Below are 15343 nucleotides of genomic sequence, written 5' to 3' on the forward strand. Positions count from 1 at the left end.
GCTCCGCGCTTCGGCTTTTTCAATTAAAAACCCGCCATCTCGTGACAGAGGGTTCTGTTTTGAGATGGCGGGTTGTAAATTACTTTTTCTTCTTCCGACTCGCGTTAACCGCCGCGATAATTAAATCGGCAGTAGCTCGACTGGGAGCTTCTACCACCAAATCACCAAAACGGTCTAGAATGGCAAAGTTGTTTCTCCCGATGCCTCGATCCTGAATACCAAGCTTCCATGGCCCAGGGGCAGGTTCGAAGTAGCCCTTCCTTTCCAAGGAAGCCATAGCTTCCATAAAGGTACCCCCCTCAAGCGCCGCCGCTTCATGGAAGGTCGGACGCCGTGAATTGAGATAAGATTTCGGCGGTTTCTTCATATCCTTCATATTCTCAGCCTTTCTTTTTTGAAGTACGAAAATGGCTCTAATCCGAAACTATCATATAAACCGCCTCTTGTCAACACTAGTAGACCCGCCATTGTGCCTCGCTTGACAATTTATACAGCTATGATATAATAGCCTCAGATTCGTTTTCAACAGAAAGGAAAATATGCGAGCGACGATTAAGTTAATTTTGGAGGAGGTAACAGCCGAGCTTTGTGAACAGCAGGACTTCGAGGCCGCCGCGACAGTCCGCAATTTGAAGCGACTGGTAGACCCTGAAGGAATATGGCGGCTTAGCCGGCTTGAAGAGGAAGCTGCCAGGAAATTTCTTAAGGTCTTGATTGGCGCACGAGTTACAACCGTCAAAAACAGTGCGTTCAGGAGCGAGCGCCATAAGAAATTGGCGGCATTAAGTGCCACGAAACCGAAAAGTCGGCACCAAAACAAGCGCCGGTAGCACAGAATCTGAAGGTAAGGCGAGCGGAACAATCCTTTGCGAAAGCCTCGACCCCAACTTCAGCCCGCCAAGGCGTCAGTCTTGGTGGGTTTTTATTTTTCAACAACTGCTGACACGGGGGCCTATTCATCCTCTTTTAGCCCCTTGTTCATTAGACAATCTTATGTGATAATTCCGAGTGAAAGGGTTCTTATCTATGAAAGCCAAAGAAATCACTCCCACTGAAGCTCGGTGCGGTGTCGGCCCCTGTCCAGCCGTCTTCAAGACCGACCGCAACACACTCATCATCATCGGGTCAGTCCCTGCCGGTAGCGAACTCCCCCGCAACATCCGAAGAAAAATGGGCAAGGGCGAAACCGCCATCGAGGTCCCCGCGAATGTTCTGCCCCCAAGCCCCAAGTAAGTTCCGACCGGCGACCAGTCTCGGCCATCATTTCGGTGATGGCCTTTTATCTATATTCTAAACTCTATCGCACTACCATCTTTCATTTTTTTAGAAGTTTGATAATATTAATATATTCGTAGCGAGAACACTGACCAATCTCCTACTTCTCCGAAAGGGGCGACGCGAATTGGTTATCACAGAAATTTGGGAGCGTTGCTAGTCAACCAGGCGATTCCCTGAGACTCCTAAATTTCTGTGATTTTTTCTTGCCTAAATCTTAAACTCAATCACATCCCCACCTTTGACGATATACTCCTTCCCTTCCGTCCTCAACATACCTTTTTCGCGGGCGTTGCTGTAAGAGCCTGCAGAGAGCAGTTTGTCCCACTCAATCACCTCGGCCTTAACAAATTTTTCTTTGAAATCACCATGAATCGCCGTGCCGGCCTCCGGCGCGGTCCAACCTTTTTTGATGGTCCAACCACGAGTTTCATCCTCGCCGGTTGTGAAATAAGTAATCAAATCCAAAGTCTCATAACCTTTTTTAATTAAGTCGTTGATACCATCGTCTTTCACGCCAAGGCCTTCACGCATTTCTTTCTTATCCGTATCCCCCATATCTTTGAGCTCTTGTTCAAACCCAGCATCCACCGCCACCCACTTGGCATTATTTTGTTTGAAAAATTCCAAAAGCTTCTGATACCTTTCGTCATTAAGATCATCCAAATTCTTGCCGCCGGCCTTTTTATTCAAAACATAAATAATCGGTTTGGCTGAAATCAGACAGAGCTGTTTCAACATTGGTTTCTCAAAATCATCGGCCGGAACGGTCGAAGCCAACTTCCCTGCCTCAAGCGCGATTTTCAATTTGGCCAAAAGTCCTTCTTCAATTTTTGCCTCTTTTTTGCCGGCCTTCACATCTCTCCCGATATTCGTAATTCTTTTTGAGACCGTCTGCAAGTCGGCCAAAATCAATTCCAGATTAATTACCTCAATATCGCTAAGGGGATTAATTTTGCCGTCAACATGAATAATATTGTCATCTTCAAAAATTCGCACCACTTCGGCAATGGCGTCCGTCTCACGAATATTGGTCAGGAATTGATTGCCCAAACCTTCACCAACCGAAGCCCCTTTCACTAGTCCCGCAATGTCAACAAATTCAACCGCCGCTGGCACGGTTTTGGCCGATTTGGAAAAGTCAGAAAGCTTTTGCAAGCGCTCATCCGGAACCGCCACCACCCCCACCGACGGATCAATCGTGGCAAAAGGATAATTCGCCACCAAGACACTCTTGCGAGTCAGAGCGTTAAAAAGAGTGGACTTCCCAACATTAGGCAGACCGACGATACCAATACTTAGAGACATGCTCCAAAAGATATCACAAATCGTCCGAAATACGAAAACTGATTATTTCACTGACTCACTAAAGCATTTTCACCAACTGCACTAAATTCTGCGATAGCAGAATTTAGTGCAGTTTGAAAAACTTTAAAAATTAGTGAGTCTGGAACAGATAATTTAGATTTACAGAATTCCGCTAAGCTCCTTTTGGTATTTAGAAACCACCTCCTTAACCGCTTCCATTTTATCCTTGCCCGAGTCGGTCAAAACTTTAGCCTCCTCGGCAATTTTTTTAAATAAATCCGGATTTTTTTCAATCATGGCAATCAAGCGGTCTTGCTCCGCCTCCGGCACACCCTTTAACTGGGTCGACAGCATTTTTTTAAGTAAAAATTTTTGAAACATCTGAATATGATACCAGAATAACCAGGAACCAAGAAACAATAACCAAACGCTATTTCACGGCCGGTAATTTAATAGCGAATGTTGCCCCTTTCCCAACTCCTTCCGAAAAAACTTCGATTTGGCCGCCGTTTTTTTCAACAATTTTTTTAGCCATAAACAGGCCGATACCAACGCCACCACTGTCGATTTGTTTGGCCTTGGCGCCACGGAAGAATTTGGAAAACATCGCTGACAGTTCTTCCCTGGAAATGCCGACTCCAGAATCCTTGACCGCAATCGAGACCAGCTTGTCACTTTGGGAAACCGTAATGCCGATCGAGCCGCCGGCCGGCGTATACATGACGGCGTTTTCCACGACAATCCCAAGAGCAAAAGTGAGGCGACGAAAATCGCCAACAATTCGAGAGGTGACGAGTTCACGAATATGCAAATCGATTTTTTTCTTTTTAATTTGGTAATCCAGTGTCCCCAAAACACTATCGATTAACTTTCGTGGCTCAATTTTTTCTGATTTATAAAAATAGGAAGCGCCATTCGCCATCGATAAATCTGAAAGTGCATTCGTGAGTTCCACCAAGCGAGCATTGGCGGTCAAAATCTCATCAACCGCCCTTTTGCGTTCGGCCGGGTCATTGGAAAGAGCCAAATTTTCGGCCGACCATTTGATATATGTGAGCGGAGTTCGAAATTTGTGAGCCACCACAGTGATAAACTCATATTTCAAGAGATCAGCTTTTTTCTGGCGATGCCAAATCAGCAAACTGATGACGGTCGTTAAAACTAGCGCCAGTGGCAATGCCAACCAGCTTGAAAAATCTCTCCAGTAATCGGCAGAGGCGACTGTGGCCAATAGCTCATTCCCGTTTTTGATTAAAAAATCTAGTCCCATGAAGTTTTTAAAAGAACCGCTTAGTTGTCACCTTTACCGGCCGGAGAATCGTCGGATATCCCTCGACTGGCCAAACGACCGATTGATTCGTGCTTACCGTCAGCACACTTACATTCCATTAATGGCTTGCCGGTTTTTTCGCAACTAGAAGAATCGCAGATACCGGGCAAAACCGACTCGCTTCCACAGAGACCCTTACACACATAATGAGTCATAAACTAAAACTAAGTTTGTAATGAAAATATTATATCATCCCGTTAGAGATTGGTCATTCAGAATGACCAGGAATGTCCAACCGCAATGACACGATAAAAATAGTGCGCAGGCGAAGAATATTGACGAGTGACAAAACAACAGATCTCTAACGGGACAGGCTTCAGGTTATTGTTTTGGTTGATTCGTTATTTGGTTATTGGTACTCATGGCTACCCAATCGAGAAGCATTTTGATGGACGGCGCCCGATCGCTCAGATAATTCTTGGCTTGTAAAATCGCCGATAAAGTTTTTTGGTTTTTGACTACCGACTCCCCCGCCAAATTCTCTTCCAGCAAATTCAAAAATCTGATCGCCAACTGGGCATCTTTTTGCTCAGCCATTTTTTTACTAATCTCAAATTTCTGAGCCAAATTGGCTTTCAGAAATTTTTGGACTTCGGGCGACAAATCTTCATCCTTCGTGCCCACGAAAGGCACAATCATCAATCTGGACTTAAAGGTTGGCAGCAATCTTTCGACTGAAGGCAAAATCAGAAAAAAATGGGTTTCCCGTGTCGGCTCCTCGAAAACCTTTAGAAGCGCGCTCTGCCCCTCCCAAGTAATCGACGGGGTTTTCACAATAATTATTTTCTTACCGCCGCCGGCCGATTTTAACAGTTGCCGATTGATGAGCTCCCGACTTTCCTCCACACCAAAACTCTCGAAATCGGCCTGCCAAAAATCCGGGTTGCCAACTGTCTCGATTTTTAATTCTCCCTCCAAAAATAGTTTGAGATTCTCAAAAATTTCCGGAGCCGGACCATAAAGGCAGTAGGCGTGGTGAAGCGGTAGGTCCAAAACCAGCCGGGACTTAACCGATTTGTTCGATTGGTTTCGGTTTGTCATTTTCAAAGAATTAGCGCTTGGCGATAATCGATTTCTTGTAGGTATCCAGGTGTTCGAGCGCAATACCGGTGCCTTTGGCAACGCAGTAGAGTGCGTCGTCGGCCAAAATGGCCTTCACGCCAGTTCGGCGAAAAACCAGCTCCGGCAAATTGCGTAATTGCGAAGACCCGCCGGTCATAATAATGCCCCGGTCGATAATGTCAGCAGCAAGTTCCGGCGGAGTCTCCTGCAACACATCCTTGATAGCCTTAATCATGTCGCGCAGTTCCTTGGCAATCGCTTTCACGATTTCATTCGTCTTAATTTCCGTCGAACGAGGCAGGCCCGAAAGAAAATCTCGGCCTTTGATGACAAGGGCGAGCTCCTCCTCAACCAAAACTGCCGAGCCAATTTTAATTTTAATATCTTCAGCCGTCTGATCACCGATGGCCAAATTGAAAGTTTTTTTAATGTAGTCGGTGATGGCGTAGTCGATTCGGTTGCCGGCACACTTGACCGAAGTTGAGGACACGATGCCACCAAGAGAGATCACCGCCACATCAGTGGTGCCTCCACCAATATCAACAATCATGTGGCCGATTGGTTCGTAAATTGGAATTCCCGCCCCGATTGCCGCCAAAATCGGCTCCTTCACAACATAAGCATTTTTGGCGCCAGCTTTAATTGCCGCTTCAATAACCGCGCGCCTTTCAGTCGAGGTGACACCAGCCGGCACAGAGACCATTACTTCCGGTCGGAAAAAGTTGAAGGGGCCGAGAGCTTTGTCGATAAAATAACGGAGCATCGCTTCTGTCACGCGATAATCGGCAATCACACCATCTTTCATTGGTCGGTAAGCAATAATCGACTCCGGAGTTTTGCCGATCATATTTTTGGCCTCAACTCCGACCGCCAAAATTTTATTATCTTGCTCCGAAACCGCCACTACCGACGGCTCCATTAGCACAATCCCTTTGCCCGGCACAAAAACCAAGGTGTTGGCTGTACCCAAGTCAATTCCAAGTTTTTTGGAGAAAAATGACACGAGAAAAAAGTATTAGGTATACGGTATATAGTATATGGTATACAGAGAATTTTAATACTTGACCCCGTTAGAGATAGGTCGTCTTCTAAAGACGACCGTGGCTACTCTCAGCATCTATCAAACTGTGTAAAGACTTTAATTACCCAGCCACGGCCATTCCTAACAACAAATCTCTAACGGGGTTGACAACGGCCCGCAAATATCGATAATCGCTTTAGACAACCTGAACCAAAGGAAGCTTATGACAGAAATAGCGCCGCGATCCCGACTGTTCGGTATACCAATCTGGCACCACCTCCATAGTGGTAAATGCCAAGTCAAAACTCTTGACTTGGCAAACAAACAGCTGGTCATTGAGGCCAGCGTCGCCAACTTAACAATTCGACTTCGCCCTGATGCCACCCCAGCTTACCGTTGGCTGGTCACTTGGCTGGTCAGGCACAGTCGGGAGGAATTTGACACTGGCACCCGAATTTTCAGTGACAAAGACATGAAGGGGGCATTTTTGACGGACGGTCAGATAGAATTCGGCGAAATGCTCATCACCGAGCACGGAGGCAGTTCCGCCCACCAAGGGCATTACCTGCGTTTCAGAAAGTACCTCAATATTCCGGGTCCCGGCACCGGATATGACGGGGACCCGAACATTTCGATCGAAGTGGATGAAGCCATCAAGTCTGCTGTCCAACAGCTACTCGAAAGTGCCCGCCCAAAACAGTAAGCCCCCAGCCGCGCTCGCAACGAGCGCGGCTTTTAAATTGCTTGACATAAAATTTTAATCTGGTAAATTGTATTCGGACAGCCGTAAACCCTAACCAAGGCAAATTATGATGAATAAAATCATCTTTTGGCCGATTATATTCCTGGCAATACTCATGATGGGTGGGGCGTTCTGGTTCTTCGAGGTCCCGACCTATGTGGTCGTGATCATGGTAGGCGCCACCCTGGCAATCCTCATCGCCGCTTTCCTGAAAGGGCGACGCGAAGGTCAGGACTCCCCAACTCCATGGGAAGTGCCCATCAAAAAATTGTAGCAAGTCCCCAAGCCCTCCCCACCCGGAGGGCTTTTCTTTTTCCCCAATTTTTACCCCTATAATTAATATAGCGTCTATGCTATATTGTATGTATAAAACATTAGACATAAAACATGAAACATCAGAAAAAAGATAAAACCCTGGCCTCCTTAGGAAAATTGATTCAAAACCTGCGAGAAGAGCGGGGCATTTCCCAGGAAGAGCTGGCTCAGAAAATTGGCACCACCCAGAGTGCCATCGCCAGACTCGAATCCGGCTCGCAAAACATTTCGGCCGGAACACTTTCAAAAATTAGTGCCGCTTTGGAACGAAATTTAATTGAGCTATCGAAGGGGCGACTTGATGTCCAAATTCAAGGCGCTTCTCCCCTTTCCGGCACCATCCAAACTAAAACCTCTAAAAATGCGGCCGTCGGTTTGCTCTGCGCTTCCCTCTTAAACCGCGGCAAGACAACCTTGAGAAATGTCCCAAAAATTGAGGAGGTCAACCGCATTATCGAAGTACTCACCAGCCTTGATATTAAAGTTCGTTGGCAAAACAGTGATTTGGAAATTGAGCCGCCACAGAATTTCAATATCAAAAATTTTGATATCGAGGCCGGCACCAAGACCCGGAGCATTATTATGCTCATCGGCCCACTCATCCACTTTTTGAAGAAATTCTCCTTGCCTCACGTTGGCGGTTGCCGTTTGGGCGCCCGCACCATCGCGCCTCATGTTTTCGCCCTGGAAAAACTTGGTGTGAAAATCGAGACAAAATCAAAAGAGTACCGAATCAGTCAGAAAAAGTTGAAGCCCAATTATATCGTTCTCTACGAGACCGGCGATACGGTGACTGAAAATGTTTTAATGGCGGCCGCGCTCATTCCCAGCAAAACCACGATTCGGTTCGCCTCGGCCAACTATCAAGTCCAGGATGTTTGCTTTTTCCTGCAGGCCCTCGGGGTCAAAGTCGAAGGTATCGGCACCTCGACTCTGATTGTGCACGGTCTCAAGGAAATCAAAAAGGATGTCGAGTATTCGATTAGTGAGGACCCGATTGACTCAATGTTCTTTATCGCGGCCGCCGCTACCACCAAATCGAATATCACAATTACCCGCGCCCCGATCGACTTTTTGGAAATTGAGCTTCTGAAACTCGAAAAAATGGGTTTTCGCTTTAAAATCTCCAAACGCTACAAGGCCCGAAATGGTGAGACTGATTTAGTTGATATCACCACCTATCCATCAAAATTGACCGCCCCGCCCGACAAAATTGAGGCCCGACCTTATCCTGGGCTCAACATCGACAACTTGCCATTTTTCGCCGTCATCGCGACCCAAGCGAGGGGTCAGACCTTGATTCACGACTGGGTCTACGAGGAGCGCGCCATCTATTACAAGGAGCTCGACAAATTGCGTGCTGATACAATTTTGGCCGACCCGCATCGACTTTTTGTGAATGGACCGACCAAATTGAAAGCAGCTGAAGTAGTCTGTCCGCCGGCGCTTCGTCCGGCCGCCATTATCCTAATCGGCATGCTCGCCGCCGAAGGTACTTCGATTTTACGAAACATTTACAGCATCAATCGTGGCTATGAAGACATCGTCAAGCGACTGCAAAGCCTCGGCGCAAAAATAAAAATTTTGAGAGAGATCTAATATCAAGGCTCAACCTCGCTTAGCGAGGTTGAGCCTTGATAAAAAAGCCCGGCCACAAGAGTGGCCGGGCAAACAAATCCTAGAACGCGGTTCACGAACTTCCTCCACACTTTCCCTAAGCTCAAAGCTGGCAACTTGCCCGTCGCAATGTTCACAGCAGAGGCAAAATTCATCATGGTAGGCCCTAAGTTGCATCACCAGAACCAGTTTTCCTAAAACCGGGCAATCGTGGAGAGGCCGATGGTAAACTTTAATCATAGTCATAAGCAAGTCCTTCTGTTATTAGAATATCCCAAGAAGTTGAAATCAGTCAATATTTCTGCGACTATAGTGCCATGGACCAAACAGAATCAGTCGGGCTCAAATTGATCAAGGTCATACCCATCTCCAAAACGACCGGCCTTGAGGCGCTCTCCTATTTCACCTCCAAGGACTTGACTGTCGGCACAATCGTTTCTGTCCCTCTTCGCAAAAAGCTAATACCAGCCATCGTTGCCGAGGTTGAGAACGCGAGTGACGCGAGAGCTGAACTGCGCTCGGCTGGATTTGAAATTAAAAAACTGGCAAAAATCGGAGCCAAAGGTGGTCTGCCGGAAGCTTTTATCAAGGCCAGCAAAGCCGTGGCGACCGATCTTTCCGCGACAACCGGTTCGGTTTTAAACACCGCCGTCGCGCCAATTATTTTGGAAAAGCTAGTTAAAGATAAGGCCAAAGGAAAAATCGGCGCTTCGACCAACAAGTCTCGTCCACACACAGAACAGCTCGTCATTCAAGCGGATGATGAAGAAAGACTTTCGCACTATAAAAGTTTGATTCGCGAGGAATTCGCCAAAAAATCTTCAGTTTTTCTTTGCTTACCCACCAGCTTCGAGGCCCAGGCTCTTTATGACATTCTCGAAAGGGGCATTAAGAATTTTGTCTTTTTGCTGCACTCCGGATTACCCAAAAAAGACTTACTGGAGACTTGGAACAAACTTGAGGCCGAAGCCCATTCAGTTTTAATTATCGGCACCGCCAACTTTCTAGCCGTACCCAGAGACGATATCGGCACTATCATTTTTGAAAAGGAAAGCTCCAAATCATATATGTCGCAGGCCCGACCCTACTTGGATTTTCGCTTGTTAGCCGAAGCTTTCGCCAAGGAAAATAAGACTCGCTTGATTCTCGGCGACTCGCTGCTCCGAATCGAAACTATTTGGCGCACCAAGGGCGGCGAACTCGTTGAGTATACACCGCTCAAATTTCGCTCACTTTCCACTGCCAGCACGAAATTAGTCAACCTTAAGCGCCAGGGCGATGGCACGGAAAAGACTTTTTCTGTTCTTGGTGATGAGCTAATTGATCTCGTCAACCGGAGTCGCAACAATAACGACCGGCTTTTTATTTTTTCTGCTCGGCGAGGCTTGGCGCCACAAACGGTTTGTAGCGACTGTGGCACAACCGTGATGTGCGAGCACTGCCAAGCTCCGGTAATCCTTTATTCATCGGCCAGAAGCAATTTCTTCCTTTGTCATCGTTGCGGAACAAAGCGCAGTGCTGAAGAAACATGCAAAAATTGCAGCAGCTGGCGTCTCAAACCACTTGGCATCGGAGTCGACCGGGTCGAAGCCGAAATCACCGCCCACTTCCCAGATGCCAATATTTTCAAGATTAGCAAAGACAAGACCAAGACCCAGAAGCAGGCCGCCGAAGTGGCCAAAAAATTTTACGCTTCGCCCGGCAGTATTCTTTTGGGCACAGAGATGGCACTGACCTATCTCGACCAGAAAATCGAAAACTGTGCGGTAGCTTCGCTTGACGCCTTATTTGCTATTCCGGATTTTCGAATTGATGAGCGCGTCTTCCAAATTCTTTTGCGCTTGAGGTCTCTAAGCACCGAGAACTTTCTAATTCAAACTCGCAACCCGGAAAAGAAGCTTTTTGAATACGCGCTTTCCGGCAATACCATCGACTTTTACAAAGATGAAATCGAGGTGCGCCAAAGCTTTAATTATCCGCCTTTTACCGTACTGATTAAACTGTCGCTCCGCGGCACCAAGGAATACGCGCTTGGTGAAATGAAAAAGTTTGAGATTGATTTTACCAAATTTAAGCCGGCGGTTTTTCCAGCCTTCGTCGCTGTTATTAAAGGCAAGCACATTATGAATGCCTTAATCAAAATTCCTAAAGCCCAGTGGCCAAATGAAGAGTTGCTCAATAAACTTCGGAGCTTATCGCCGGCCTGGAGTATCGCGATTAATCCGGAAAACCTTATCTAGCCCCGACGCTTCGGTCGGGGTCCCGACTTCTGACGTCGGGATTGGTAGTGGGTAGTGGGTAGTTAGCAGAAAGTAGCGAGAAGAAGAGATTTGATAGAAAACTCTGCCACAAAAAAGAATGGCCTCACCCTGCACTAATTGTAGCAATCGCCACAATTAGTGCAGGGTGGGAAATCAAGAAAAGTCAAAGAAAAGTTGACATTTTTGTGATATGTGATAGTCTACCGGCAGAGCAGTGAACCCAACAAAACCCGAGAAAGGACCGTCTATGGAACTATTTCCTGACTCATTCGATCTCAAGCCGGAGCATAAAAAGTGCAGCACAAGTTTGACTCGCTTCGACAAATTCAAGCCGGAAGTGCAGGTGGCGATTCGTGCCGTCGGCAGAGCGACATTTCAGAGCAATGGCAACTACAATGCAATCTACCCGCCGAAACAGAAATAGTGTAGCAAGGAAACAAACCGCAAAGAACAGAACCGCAAATGAAGATTATACTGAACACTAGCGACCTGCGGGGTGAACACTCCAACTGTCATGCCGATGAGGTCACTTTCTGGATGTTGAATAACCGAGCGCAAGCGGTGGTCAGGGCCGCCGGAGAAGCCACAATCTATACCGACAGTGGCACGCGGGAGGGCACAATTCGACCACCTCAGCAAAAATCGTCCTTACCCATCGTTCTTTCCGTGAACAACTACCAACAAGAACTGGACGAGATGAGCAAGAAGGGAGAATTGCCGGCAGAGCTGGCACGCCTCCTCAAGGCTTTGGTGAACTCACATTTAAGAAAAAGTATCTCCCCGACTGCCACTCCCACAGAAGTGAAACAGGCCTGGGAATATCTTTCCGGAGGGATTTTCCTGAGACAGGACGGCAGTGACGGATCATTTCACTCTGCGGCAGTCTTCGAACCTGACCCGGAGCTAGCGGGAACCGCCAGAATCTTCCTCCAATTGGTCCGCCGGTGCCCACTAGGAAAAATCGTAATCTTCGAATAACCTCCCCACTCTCACCCGCCTTAGCGCAAGCGACGGTGGGTTTTTTGTTAAGGACCTTTACGAATAGGACACATGAATATTCGTGTCATTCGTCCCCATTCGTGTATTTGTGTCGTGTACATATTCGTGGTTCTATTATATAATGCTAAATTATGCTGGAAATCGTAAACCGTGACAACCCAGTCCTTAGAGAAAAGGCTAAGGAAGTTCCGGTCTCGCAAATCGGTAAACCGGAGATTCAGAAAATAATTTCTGAAATGAAGGAGGCTCTAGCCACTCAGGATGACGGCGTTGCTATCGCCGCCCCGCAAATCGGTGAACCGTTGCGGATTTTTGTTGTCTCTGGAAAAATTCTCGCCCAGCAGTCAAAGAAGGTCAGGTCGACTAAAAAAGACGGCTCTGATTTAGTTTTCATCAACCCCAAAATTATCAAGCTCTCTCGCAAGAAGGATTTTATGGAAGAGGGCTGCCTTTCAGTCCGCTGGCTATACGGTCGAGTCAAACGCTCCGAGAACGCCACCGTCGAGGCTTACAACGAAAAGGCGGAAAAAATCACTCGCGGCGCCAGCGGTCTTTTAGCTCAAGTTTTCCAGCACGAGGTTGATCATCTTGAAGGTATTCTCTTTATTGATAAGGCCAAGGACATCGTTGAGATCCCCCCGAAGAAACTGCATGATAAATAATCAAAAAACAAAATTTGCTTTCTTCGGCACGCCAAGTCTGGCGGCAGATTTGCTTGAGGCCTTAAAAGGGGCCGGTTTTGTTCCTGCCGTTATAATTACCAACCCCGATCAACCAGTCGGCCGAAAAATGATTGTCACACCACCACCAGTTAAAACCTGGGCTATCGAAAATAATATTGAATGCCTCCAACCCACTTCTTTAAAAGATTCTGAATTCATCAGTCAGTTGTCAAAGGTCAATTGTCAAATGTTCCTAGTTGCCGCCTACGGCAAAATCATCCCGGAATCAATTTTACAAATTCCTCAACTTGGCAGTTTTAATGTCCACTATTCCCTACTACCAAAATATCGTGGCGCCACACCGGTTGAGTCGGCAATTCTAAATGGAGACATTGAAACCGGAGTTTCAATCCAAAAAATGGTTTACGAGCTTGACGCCGGAGATGTAGTAGCAAGCGAGAAAACGGAAATCCGACCGGATGAAACTGCCCCGGAATTGCGAATGAGACTAAATGAAATCGCCAAGAGCCTTTTAATTAAAACTACTGAAAAAATAATTTCCGAAAACATCGCCCCAGAGACACAGGACCCGGCCAAAGCGACTTTTTGTCACAAAATTAAAAAAGAAGACGGACTCATCAATCTCACGGCCGACCCAAAAACTAACTATTTAAAATATCGCGCTTACTTCGGCTGGCCGGGCACTTATTTCTTTGCAGAAAAGGGTGGCAAACAAATTCGAGTCATTATCAAAAAAGCCAGTTTCAGAGATGGCCAATTTGTAATCGAAAGAGTGGTTCCCGAGGGCAAAAAGGAAATTAGCTACCAAGATTTTGCGACTAGACCCTAAACCAATCCGATTGGTTTAGGGTTGCCCGAACAAATTCTTAATTTGTTTTAGGGAAAAAATTAAAAACACCCCGCCGAAGCGAGGTGCTAGATCTGCCAAACCTTTACGAGCCGGAACGGCAAGAGTTGATATAGGTCGCTACCAAGAGGACAAAACAGTTAAGCTCGTTTTGAACTCTCTCACGGGAATTTTCACGCTCTGCAAAGCGAAGATGCCTAGCCTTGGTGGTGATATTCTCAACCAAATTTACCTGCTGATACTCTGACAGAACAACCCCCGGATTCACAGCAAGAAGGATCTTTGCTACTAACTCCTGGGCTTCAGAAAAGCGCATCTCAGCATCCTCGGCAATTCCCTGGAGAACATGTTCGGCTTTTTTCATAATTTTTCCTTTCTCTTTCAGCACAATAGCAAATCCTCGCCAATTTGTCAAGCACTAAAACGGCCCTGTCCTTGGGGCTGTTTTAGTGTCTTTTATCCCATATTTCTTTCCCTCTTCATACCATATACCATACACCTAATACTATATACTTTTATTTCAGTTCTATTGAATTAATCACAATCGGCGTCTTAGGAATATCACTCTCCCCTGTAATTACATTGTTGATTTTATCCACGACATCCATCCCGGAAACAACCTTGCCGAAAACAGTGTGTTTACCATCGAGCCACGGAGTGGCGGCCGCCGTGACAATAAAAAACTGACTGCCGTTGGTGTTTGGTCCGGCGTTCGCCATGGCAATCACACCACGAACAATTTTTTGGTCATTGATCTCATCCGGAAAAGTGTAGCCGGGACCACCTCGGCCATAGAGAGCAGTGTTATCGCCTTTGCTTAGAGGATCGCCGGATTGAATCATAAAATCCTTAATAACTCGATGAAATTTAACTCCGTCATAAAAACCGGACTGCGTGAGTTTCACAAAGTTGGCCACGGTTGCCGGCGCTTTGTCACTGAAAAATTGGATTTCAATATTGCCGGAAGTGGTTTTCAAAATTGCTCTACTAATTTGCTGTTCGCTCGATTTAACTGCCATATTTTTTGTATTTAAACTATTAGTGGTTGATAAGTTGGTCGTGTCCGTCTCCTTTGGACTTGGCCGCCAAGGACCGAGAACATAGGCTAGAATGCCCAAAATAATTACTATTGCAAGCGCAAGTTCGAGCGGCAACAGTTTTTGCTGTGTCTTTGATTTCACCATAAATTGAATTTATTTTTTGTTAGGACGCCAATTGCTGATACCTTTAATCAAATTCTTGATCTGTCGGCCACTTCGTCTAATCAGACTGATTTGCTTGGTTTTATTGCCTCGCAACTCTTGCAACAACTCATCCTTAACTTTATCAATCGCTGAGTGCAGATCGGCCATTTCCGAGACGGCTCGAAAACTTTGCCCGCCCAAATGGAGAGTGAGTTCGGCTTTAAAAATATCTCCGGCTTTATGATGAGAAGTGGTACGAGCCAATTCAACAAAGCAAATGTTGGCATCGTCCTCGGCATCGACGAATTTTTCCAAAGCTGAAAGTCTCTTGTCGAGGTAATCGGAAATTTCCGGAGTTAAAGTTATGTCGGTGGCTTTAATTTTAGTATTGATTTTTGTCATAGTTTAATTTTAGCAAAAATTATTAAGACTGCCTATCAATCCCCGACCGCGACAAGCTTGCTCGGGCTATGGTGCCCATTCACAATCCGGATTTGACCGGCTTTCGGCCCGAAATGTCGTCGCAAGAGCTCAATCACGCGAGTATTGGCCAGATTGCGCTCGGCCTTTTCCTTGACCTGTATCTTAAAACTCGTGTCCGAGACTTTTTCAAACAACTCCTCGTCCGAATTGGTTTTGACTTTTACCTTGATGTACATCCCGTTAGAGATAGGAAGCGTGAAGTTGTGTACTTTTGAC

Annotated in this window: 22 protein-coding genes; 10 read left to right on the forward strand and 12 right to left on the reverse strand. The window is 46.4% G+C overall.

The window, feature by feature from the left end:
* Window positions 1-79: 79 nt before the first annotated feature.
* Window positions 80-376 carry a hypothetical protein gene (locus WCT25_01135; protein ID MFA6536017.1) on the reverse strand — a complete coding sequence of 99 codons (297 nt, stop codon included), beginning with the start codon at window positions 374-376 and terminating at the stop codon, window positions 80-82.
* 163 nt (window positions 377-539) lie between these two features.
* On the opposite strand from WCT25_01135, the gene WCT25_01140 reads away from it, so the two are divergent.
* Window positions 540-830 carry a hypothetical protein gene (locus tag WCT25_01140; GenBank protein MFA6536018.1) on the forward strand — a complete coding sequence of 97 codons (291 nt, stop codon included), beginning with the start codon at window positions 540-542 and terminating at the stop codon, window positions 828-830.
* Between the two features lie 196 nt (window positions 831-1026).
* The gene (locus WCT25_01145; protein MFA6536019.1) at window positions 1027-1233 is read left to right on the forward strand and encodes a hypothetical protein; all 207 of its coding nucleotides are present in this window, start codon (window positions 1027-1029) and stop codon (window positions 1231-1233) included.
* A 252-nt stretch (window positions 1234-1485) separates the two neighbouring features.
* Here the strand turns inward: WCT25_01145 and ychF are convergent, their stop codons facing one another.
* From ychF to WCT25_01175, 6 genes are all read right to left on the reverse strand, one after another.
* Entirely contained in the window at window positions 1486-2583 is a 1098-nt protein-coding gene (gene ychF, locus WCT25_01150; protein MFA6536020.1) for a redox-regulated ATPase YchF, read from the reverse strand.
* Window positions 2584-2742: 159 nt separating this feature from the next.
* A complete protein-coding gene (locus WCT25_01155; protein MFA6536021.1) occupies window positions 2743-2964 on the reverse strand; it encodes a hypothetical protein in 222 nt (73 codons plus the stop codon).
* A 49-nt stretch (window positions 2965-3013) separates the two neighbouring features.
* A complete protein-coding gene (locus WCT25_01160) occupies window positions 3014-3853 on the reverse strand; it encodes a HAMP domain-containing sensor histidine kinase (GenBank protein MFA6536022.1) in 840 nt (279 codons plus the stop codon).
* A 20-nt stretch (window positions 3854-3873) separates the two neighbouring features.
* A complete protein-coding gene (locus WCT25_01165; GenBank protein ID MFA6536023.1) occupies window positions 3874-4068 on the reverse strand; it encodes a hypothetical protein in 195 nt (64 codons plus the stop codon).
* Between the two features lie 166 nt (window positions 4069-4234).
* On the reverse strand, window positions 4235-4954 hold the full coding sequence (locus WCT25_01170) for a hypothetical protein (GenBank protein MFA6536024.1): 720 nt from the start codon (window positions 4952-4954) through the stop codon (window positions 4235-4237).
* 10 nt (window positions 4955-4964) lie between these two features.
* Window positions 4965-5978, reverse strand: a complete 1014-nt coding sequence (locus WCT25_01175) for a rod shape-determining protein (GenBank protein ID MFA6536025.1) — start codon at window positions 5976-5978, stop codon at window positions 4965-4967.
* Between the two features lie 241 nt (window positions 5979-6219).
* Here WCT25_01175 and WCT25_01180 point away from each other — a divergent pair, with 241 nt between their 5' ends.
* From WCT25_01180 to WCT25_01190, 3 genes are all read left to right on the forward strand, one after another.
* Window positions 6220-6699, forward strand: a complete 480-nt coding sequence (locus WCT25_01180) for a hypothetical protein (GenBank protein ID MFA6536026.1) — start codon at window positions 6220-6222, stop codon at window positions 6697-6699.
* 109 nt (window positions 6700-6808) lie between these two features.
* Window positions 6809-7012, forward strand: coding sequence for a hypothetical protein (locus tag WCT25_01185; protein MFA6536027.1), 204 nt, complete (start codon window positions 6809-6811; stop codon window positions 7010-7012).
* Window positions 7013-7125: 113 nt separating this feature from the next.
* A complete protein-coding gene (locus WCT25_01190) occupies window positions 7126-8652 on the forward strand; it encodes a UDP-N-acetylglucosamine 1-carboxyvinyltransferase (protein MFA6536028.1) in 1527 nt (508 codons plus the stop codon).
* Window positions 8653-8661: 9 nt separating this feature from the next.
* Here the strand turns inward: WCT25_01190 and WCT25_01195 are convergent, their stop codons facing one another.
* On the reverse strand, window positions 8662-8916 hold the full coding sequence (locus WCT25_01195; protein MFA6536029.1) for a hypothetical protein: 255 nt from the start codon (window positions 8914-8916) through the stop codon (window positions 8662-8664).
* A gap of 71 nt (window positions 8917-8987) precedes the next feature.
* On the opposite strand from WCT25_01195, the gene priA reads away from it, so the two are divergent.
* The 5 genes from priA to WCT25_01220 all read left to right on the forward strand — a co-directional run bounded on the left by priA (window position 8988) and on the right by WCT25_01220 (window position 13442).
* Complete coding sequence (gene priA / locus WCT25_01200; protein MFA6536030.1) at window positions 8988-10910, forward strand: primosomal protein N'; 1923 nt, start codon at window positions 8988-8990, stop codon at window positions 10908-10910.
* A 268-nt stretch (window positions 10911-11178) separates the two neighbouring features.
* Window positions 11179-11355 carry a hypothetical protein gene (locus WCT25_01205; protein ID MFA6536031.1) on the forward strand — a complete coding sequence of 59 codons (177 nt, stop codon included), beginning with the start codon at window positions 11179-11181 and terminating at the stop codon, window positions 11353-11355.
* A 38-nt stretch (window positions 11356-11393) separates the two neighbouring features.
* Window positions 11394-11909, forward strand: coding sequence for a hypothetical protein (locus tag WCT25_01210; GenBank protein MFA6536032.1), 516 nt, complete (start codon window positions 11394-11396; stop codon window positions 11907-11909).
* A gap of 152 nt (window positions 11910-12061) precedes the next feature.
* Window positions 12062-12592 carry a peptide deformylase gene (gene def / locus WCT25_01215; GenBank protein MFA6536033.1) on the forward strand — a complete coding sequence of 177 codons (531 nt, stop codon included), beginning with the start codon at window positions 12062-12064 and terminating at the stop codon, window positions 12590-12592.
* A complete protein-coding gene (locus WCT25_01220; protein ID MFA6536034.1) occupies window positions 12582-13442 on the forward strand; it encodes a methionyl-tRNA formyltransferase in 861 nt (286 codons plus the stop codon). Before def ends, WCT25_01220 begins: the two co-directional genes overlap by 11 nt.
* Window positions 13443-13545: 103 nt before the next feature.
* On the opposite strand, the gene WCT25_01225 is transcribed toward WCT25_01220, so the two are convergent.
* From WCT25_01225 to WCT25_01240, 4 genes are all read right to left on the reverse strand, one after another.
* Window positions 13546-13824, reverse strand: coding sequence for a hypothetical protein (locus WCT25_01225; protein ID MFA6536035.1), 279 nt, complete (start codon window positions 13822-13824; stop codon window positions 13546-13548).
* 151 nt (window positions 13825-13975) lie between these two features.
* Window positions 13976-14644, reverse strand: a complete 669-nt coding sequence (locus tag WCT25_01230; GenBank protein ID MFA6536036.1) for a peptidylprolyl isomerase — start codon at window positions 14642-14644, stop codon at window positions 13976-13978.
* Window positions 14645-14653: 9 nt separating this feature from the next.
* The gene (raiA, locus tag WCT25_01235; GenBank protein MFA6536037.1) at window positions 14654-15046 is read right to left on the reverse strand and encodes a ribosome-associated translation inhibitor RaiA; all 393 of its coding nucleotides are present in this window, start codon (window positions 15044-15046) and stop codon (window positions 14654-14656) included.
* A 35-nt stretch (window positions 15047-15081) separates the two neighbouring features.
* Window positions 15082-15303: a DUF167 domain-containing protein gene (locus WCT25_01240; protein ID MFA6536038.1), complete on the reverse strand. Its 222-nt coding sequence runs from the start codon at window positions 15301-15303 to the stop codon at window positions 15082-15084.
* Window positions 15304-15343 lie beyond the last annotated feature (40 nt).

The sequence above is a fragment of the Candidatus Paceibacterota bacterium genome (genome assembly GCA_041666545.1).
GTDB lineage: Bacteria > Patescibacteriota > Minisyncoccia > Phycocordibacterales > JBAYGS01 > JBAYGS01.

Bases quoted from the DNA above. Each gene is read 5' to 3' on its own strand.
- WCT25_01180 (MFA6536026.1), top strand. From the start codon at position 6,220: ATGACAGAAATAGCGCCGCGATCCCGACTGTTCGGTATACCAATCTGG.
- WCT25_01145 (MFA6536019.1), top strand. From the start codon at position 1,027: ATGAAAGCCAAAGAAATCACTCCCACTGAAGCTCGGTGCGGTGTCGGC.
- WCT25_01190 (MFA6536028.1), top strand. From the start codon at position 7,126: ATGAAACATCAGAAAAAAGATAAAACCCTGGCCTCCTTAGGAAAATTG.
- raiA (MFA6536037.1), bottom strand. From the start codon at position 15,046: ATGACAAAAATCAATACTAAAATTAAAGCCACCGACATAACTTTAACT.
- WCT25_01160 (MFA6536022.1), bottom strand. From the start codon at position 3,853: ATGGGACTAGATTTTTTAATCAAAAACGGGAATGAGCTATTGGCCACA.
- WCT25_01165 (MFA6536023.1), bottom strand. From the start codon at position 4,068: ATGACTCATTATGTGTGTAAGGGTCTCTGTGGAAGCGAGTCGGTTTTG.
- WCT25_01140 (MFA6536018.1), top strand. From the start codon at position 540: ATGCGAGCGACGATTAAGTTAATTTTGGAGGAGGTAACAGCCGAGCTT.
- WCT25_01220 (MFA6536034.1), top strand. From the start codon at position 12,582: ATGATAAATAATCAAAAAACAAAATTTGCTTTCTTCGGCACGCCAAGT.
- priA (MFA6536030.1), top strand. From the start codon at position 8,988: ATGGACCAAACAGAATCAGTCGGGCTCAAATTGATCAAGGTCATACCC.
- WCT25_01135 (MFA6536017.1), bottom strand. From the start codon at position 376: ATGAAGGATATGAAGAAACCGCCGAAATCTTATCTCAATTCACGGCGT.
- ychF (MFA6536020.1), bottom strand. From the start codon at position 2,583: ATGTCTCTAAGTATTGGTATCGTCGGTCTGCCTAATGTTGGGAAGTCC.
- def (MFA6536033.1), top strand. From the start codon at position 12,062: ATGCTGGAAATCGTAAACCGTGACAACCCAGTCCTTAGAGAAAAGGCT.
- WCT25_01170 (MFA6536024.1), bottom strand. From the start codon at position 4,954: ATGACAAACCGAAACCAATCGAACAAATCGGTTAAGTCCCGGCTGGTT.
- WCT25_01205 (MFA6536031.1), top strand. From the start codon at position 11,179: ATGGAACTATTTCCTGACTCATTCGATCTCAAGCCGGAGCATAAAAAG.
- WCT25_01155 (MFA6536021.1), bottom strand. From the start codon at position 2,964: ATGTTTCAAAAATTTTTACTTAAAAAAATGCTGTCGACCCAGTTAAAG.
- WCT25_01230 (MFA6536036.1), bottom strand. From the start codon at position 14,644: ATGGTGAAATCAAAGACACAGCAAAAACTGTTGCCGCTCGAACTTGCG.
- WCT25_01240 (MFA6536038.1), bottom strand. From the start codon at position 15,303: ATGTACATCAAGGTAAAAGTCAAAACCAATTCGGACGAGGAGTTGTTT.
- WCT25_01185 (MFA6536027.1), top strand. From the start codon at position 6,809: ATGAATAAAATCATCTTTTGGCCGATTATATTCCTGGCAATACTCATG.
- WCT25_01195 (MFA6536029.1), bottom strand. From the start codon at position 8,916: ATGACTATGATTAAAGTTTACCATCGGCCTCTCCACGATTGCCCGGTT.
- WCT25_01210 (MFA6536032.1), top strand. From the start codon at position 11,394: ATGAAGATTATACTGAACACTAGCGACCTGCGGGGTGAACACTCCAAC.
- WCT25_01225 (MFA6536035.1), bottom strand. From the start codon at position 13,824: ATGAAAAAAGCCGAACATGTTCTCCAGGGAATTGCCGAGGATGCTGAG.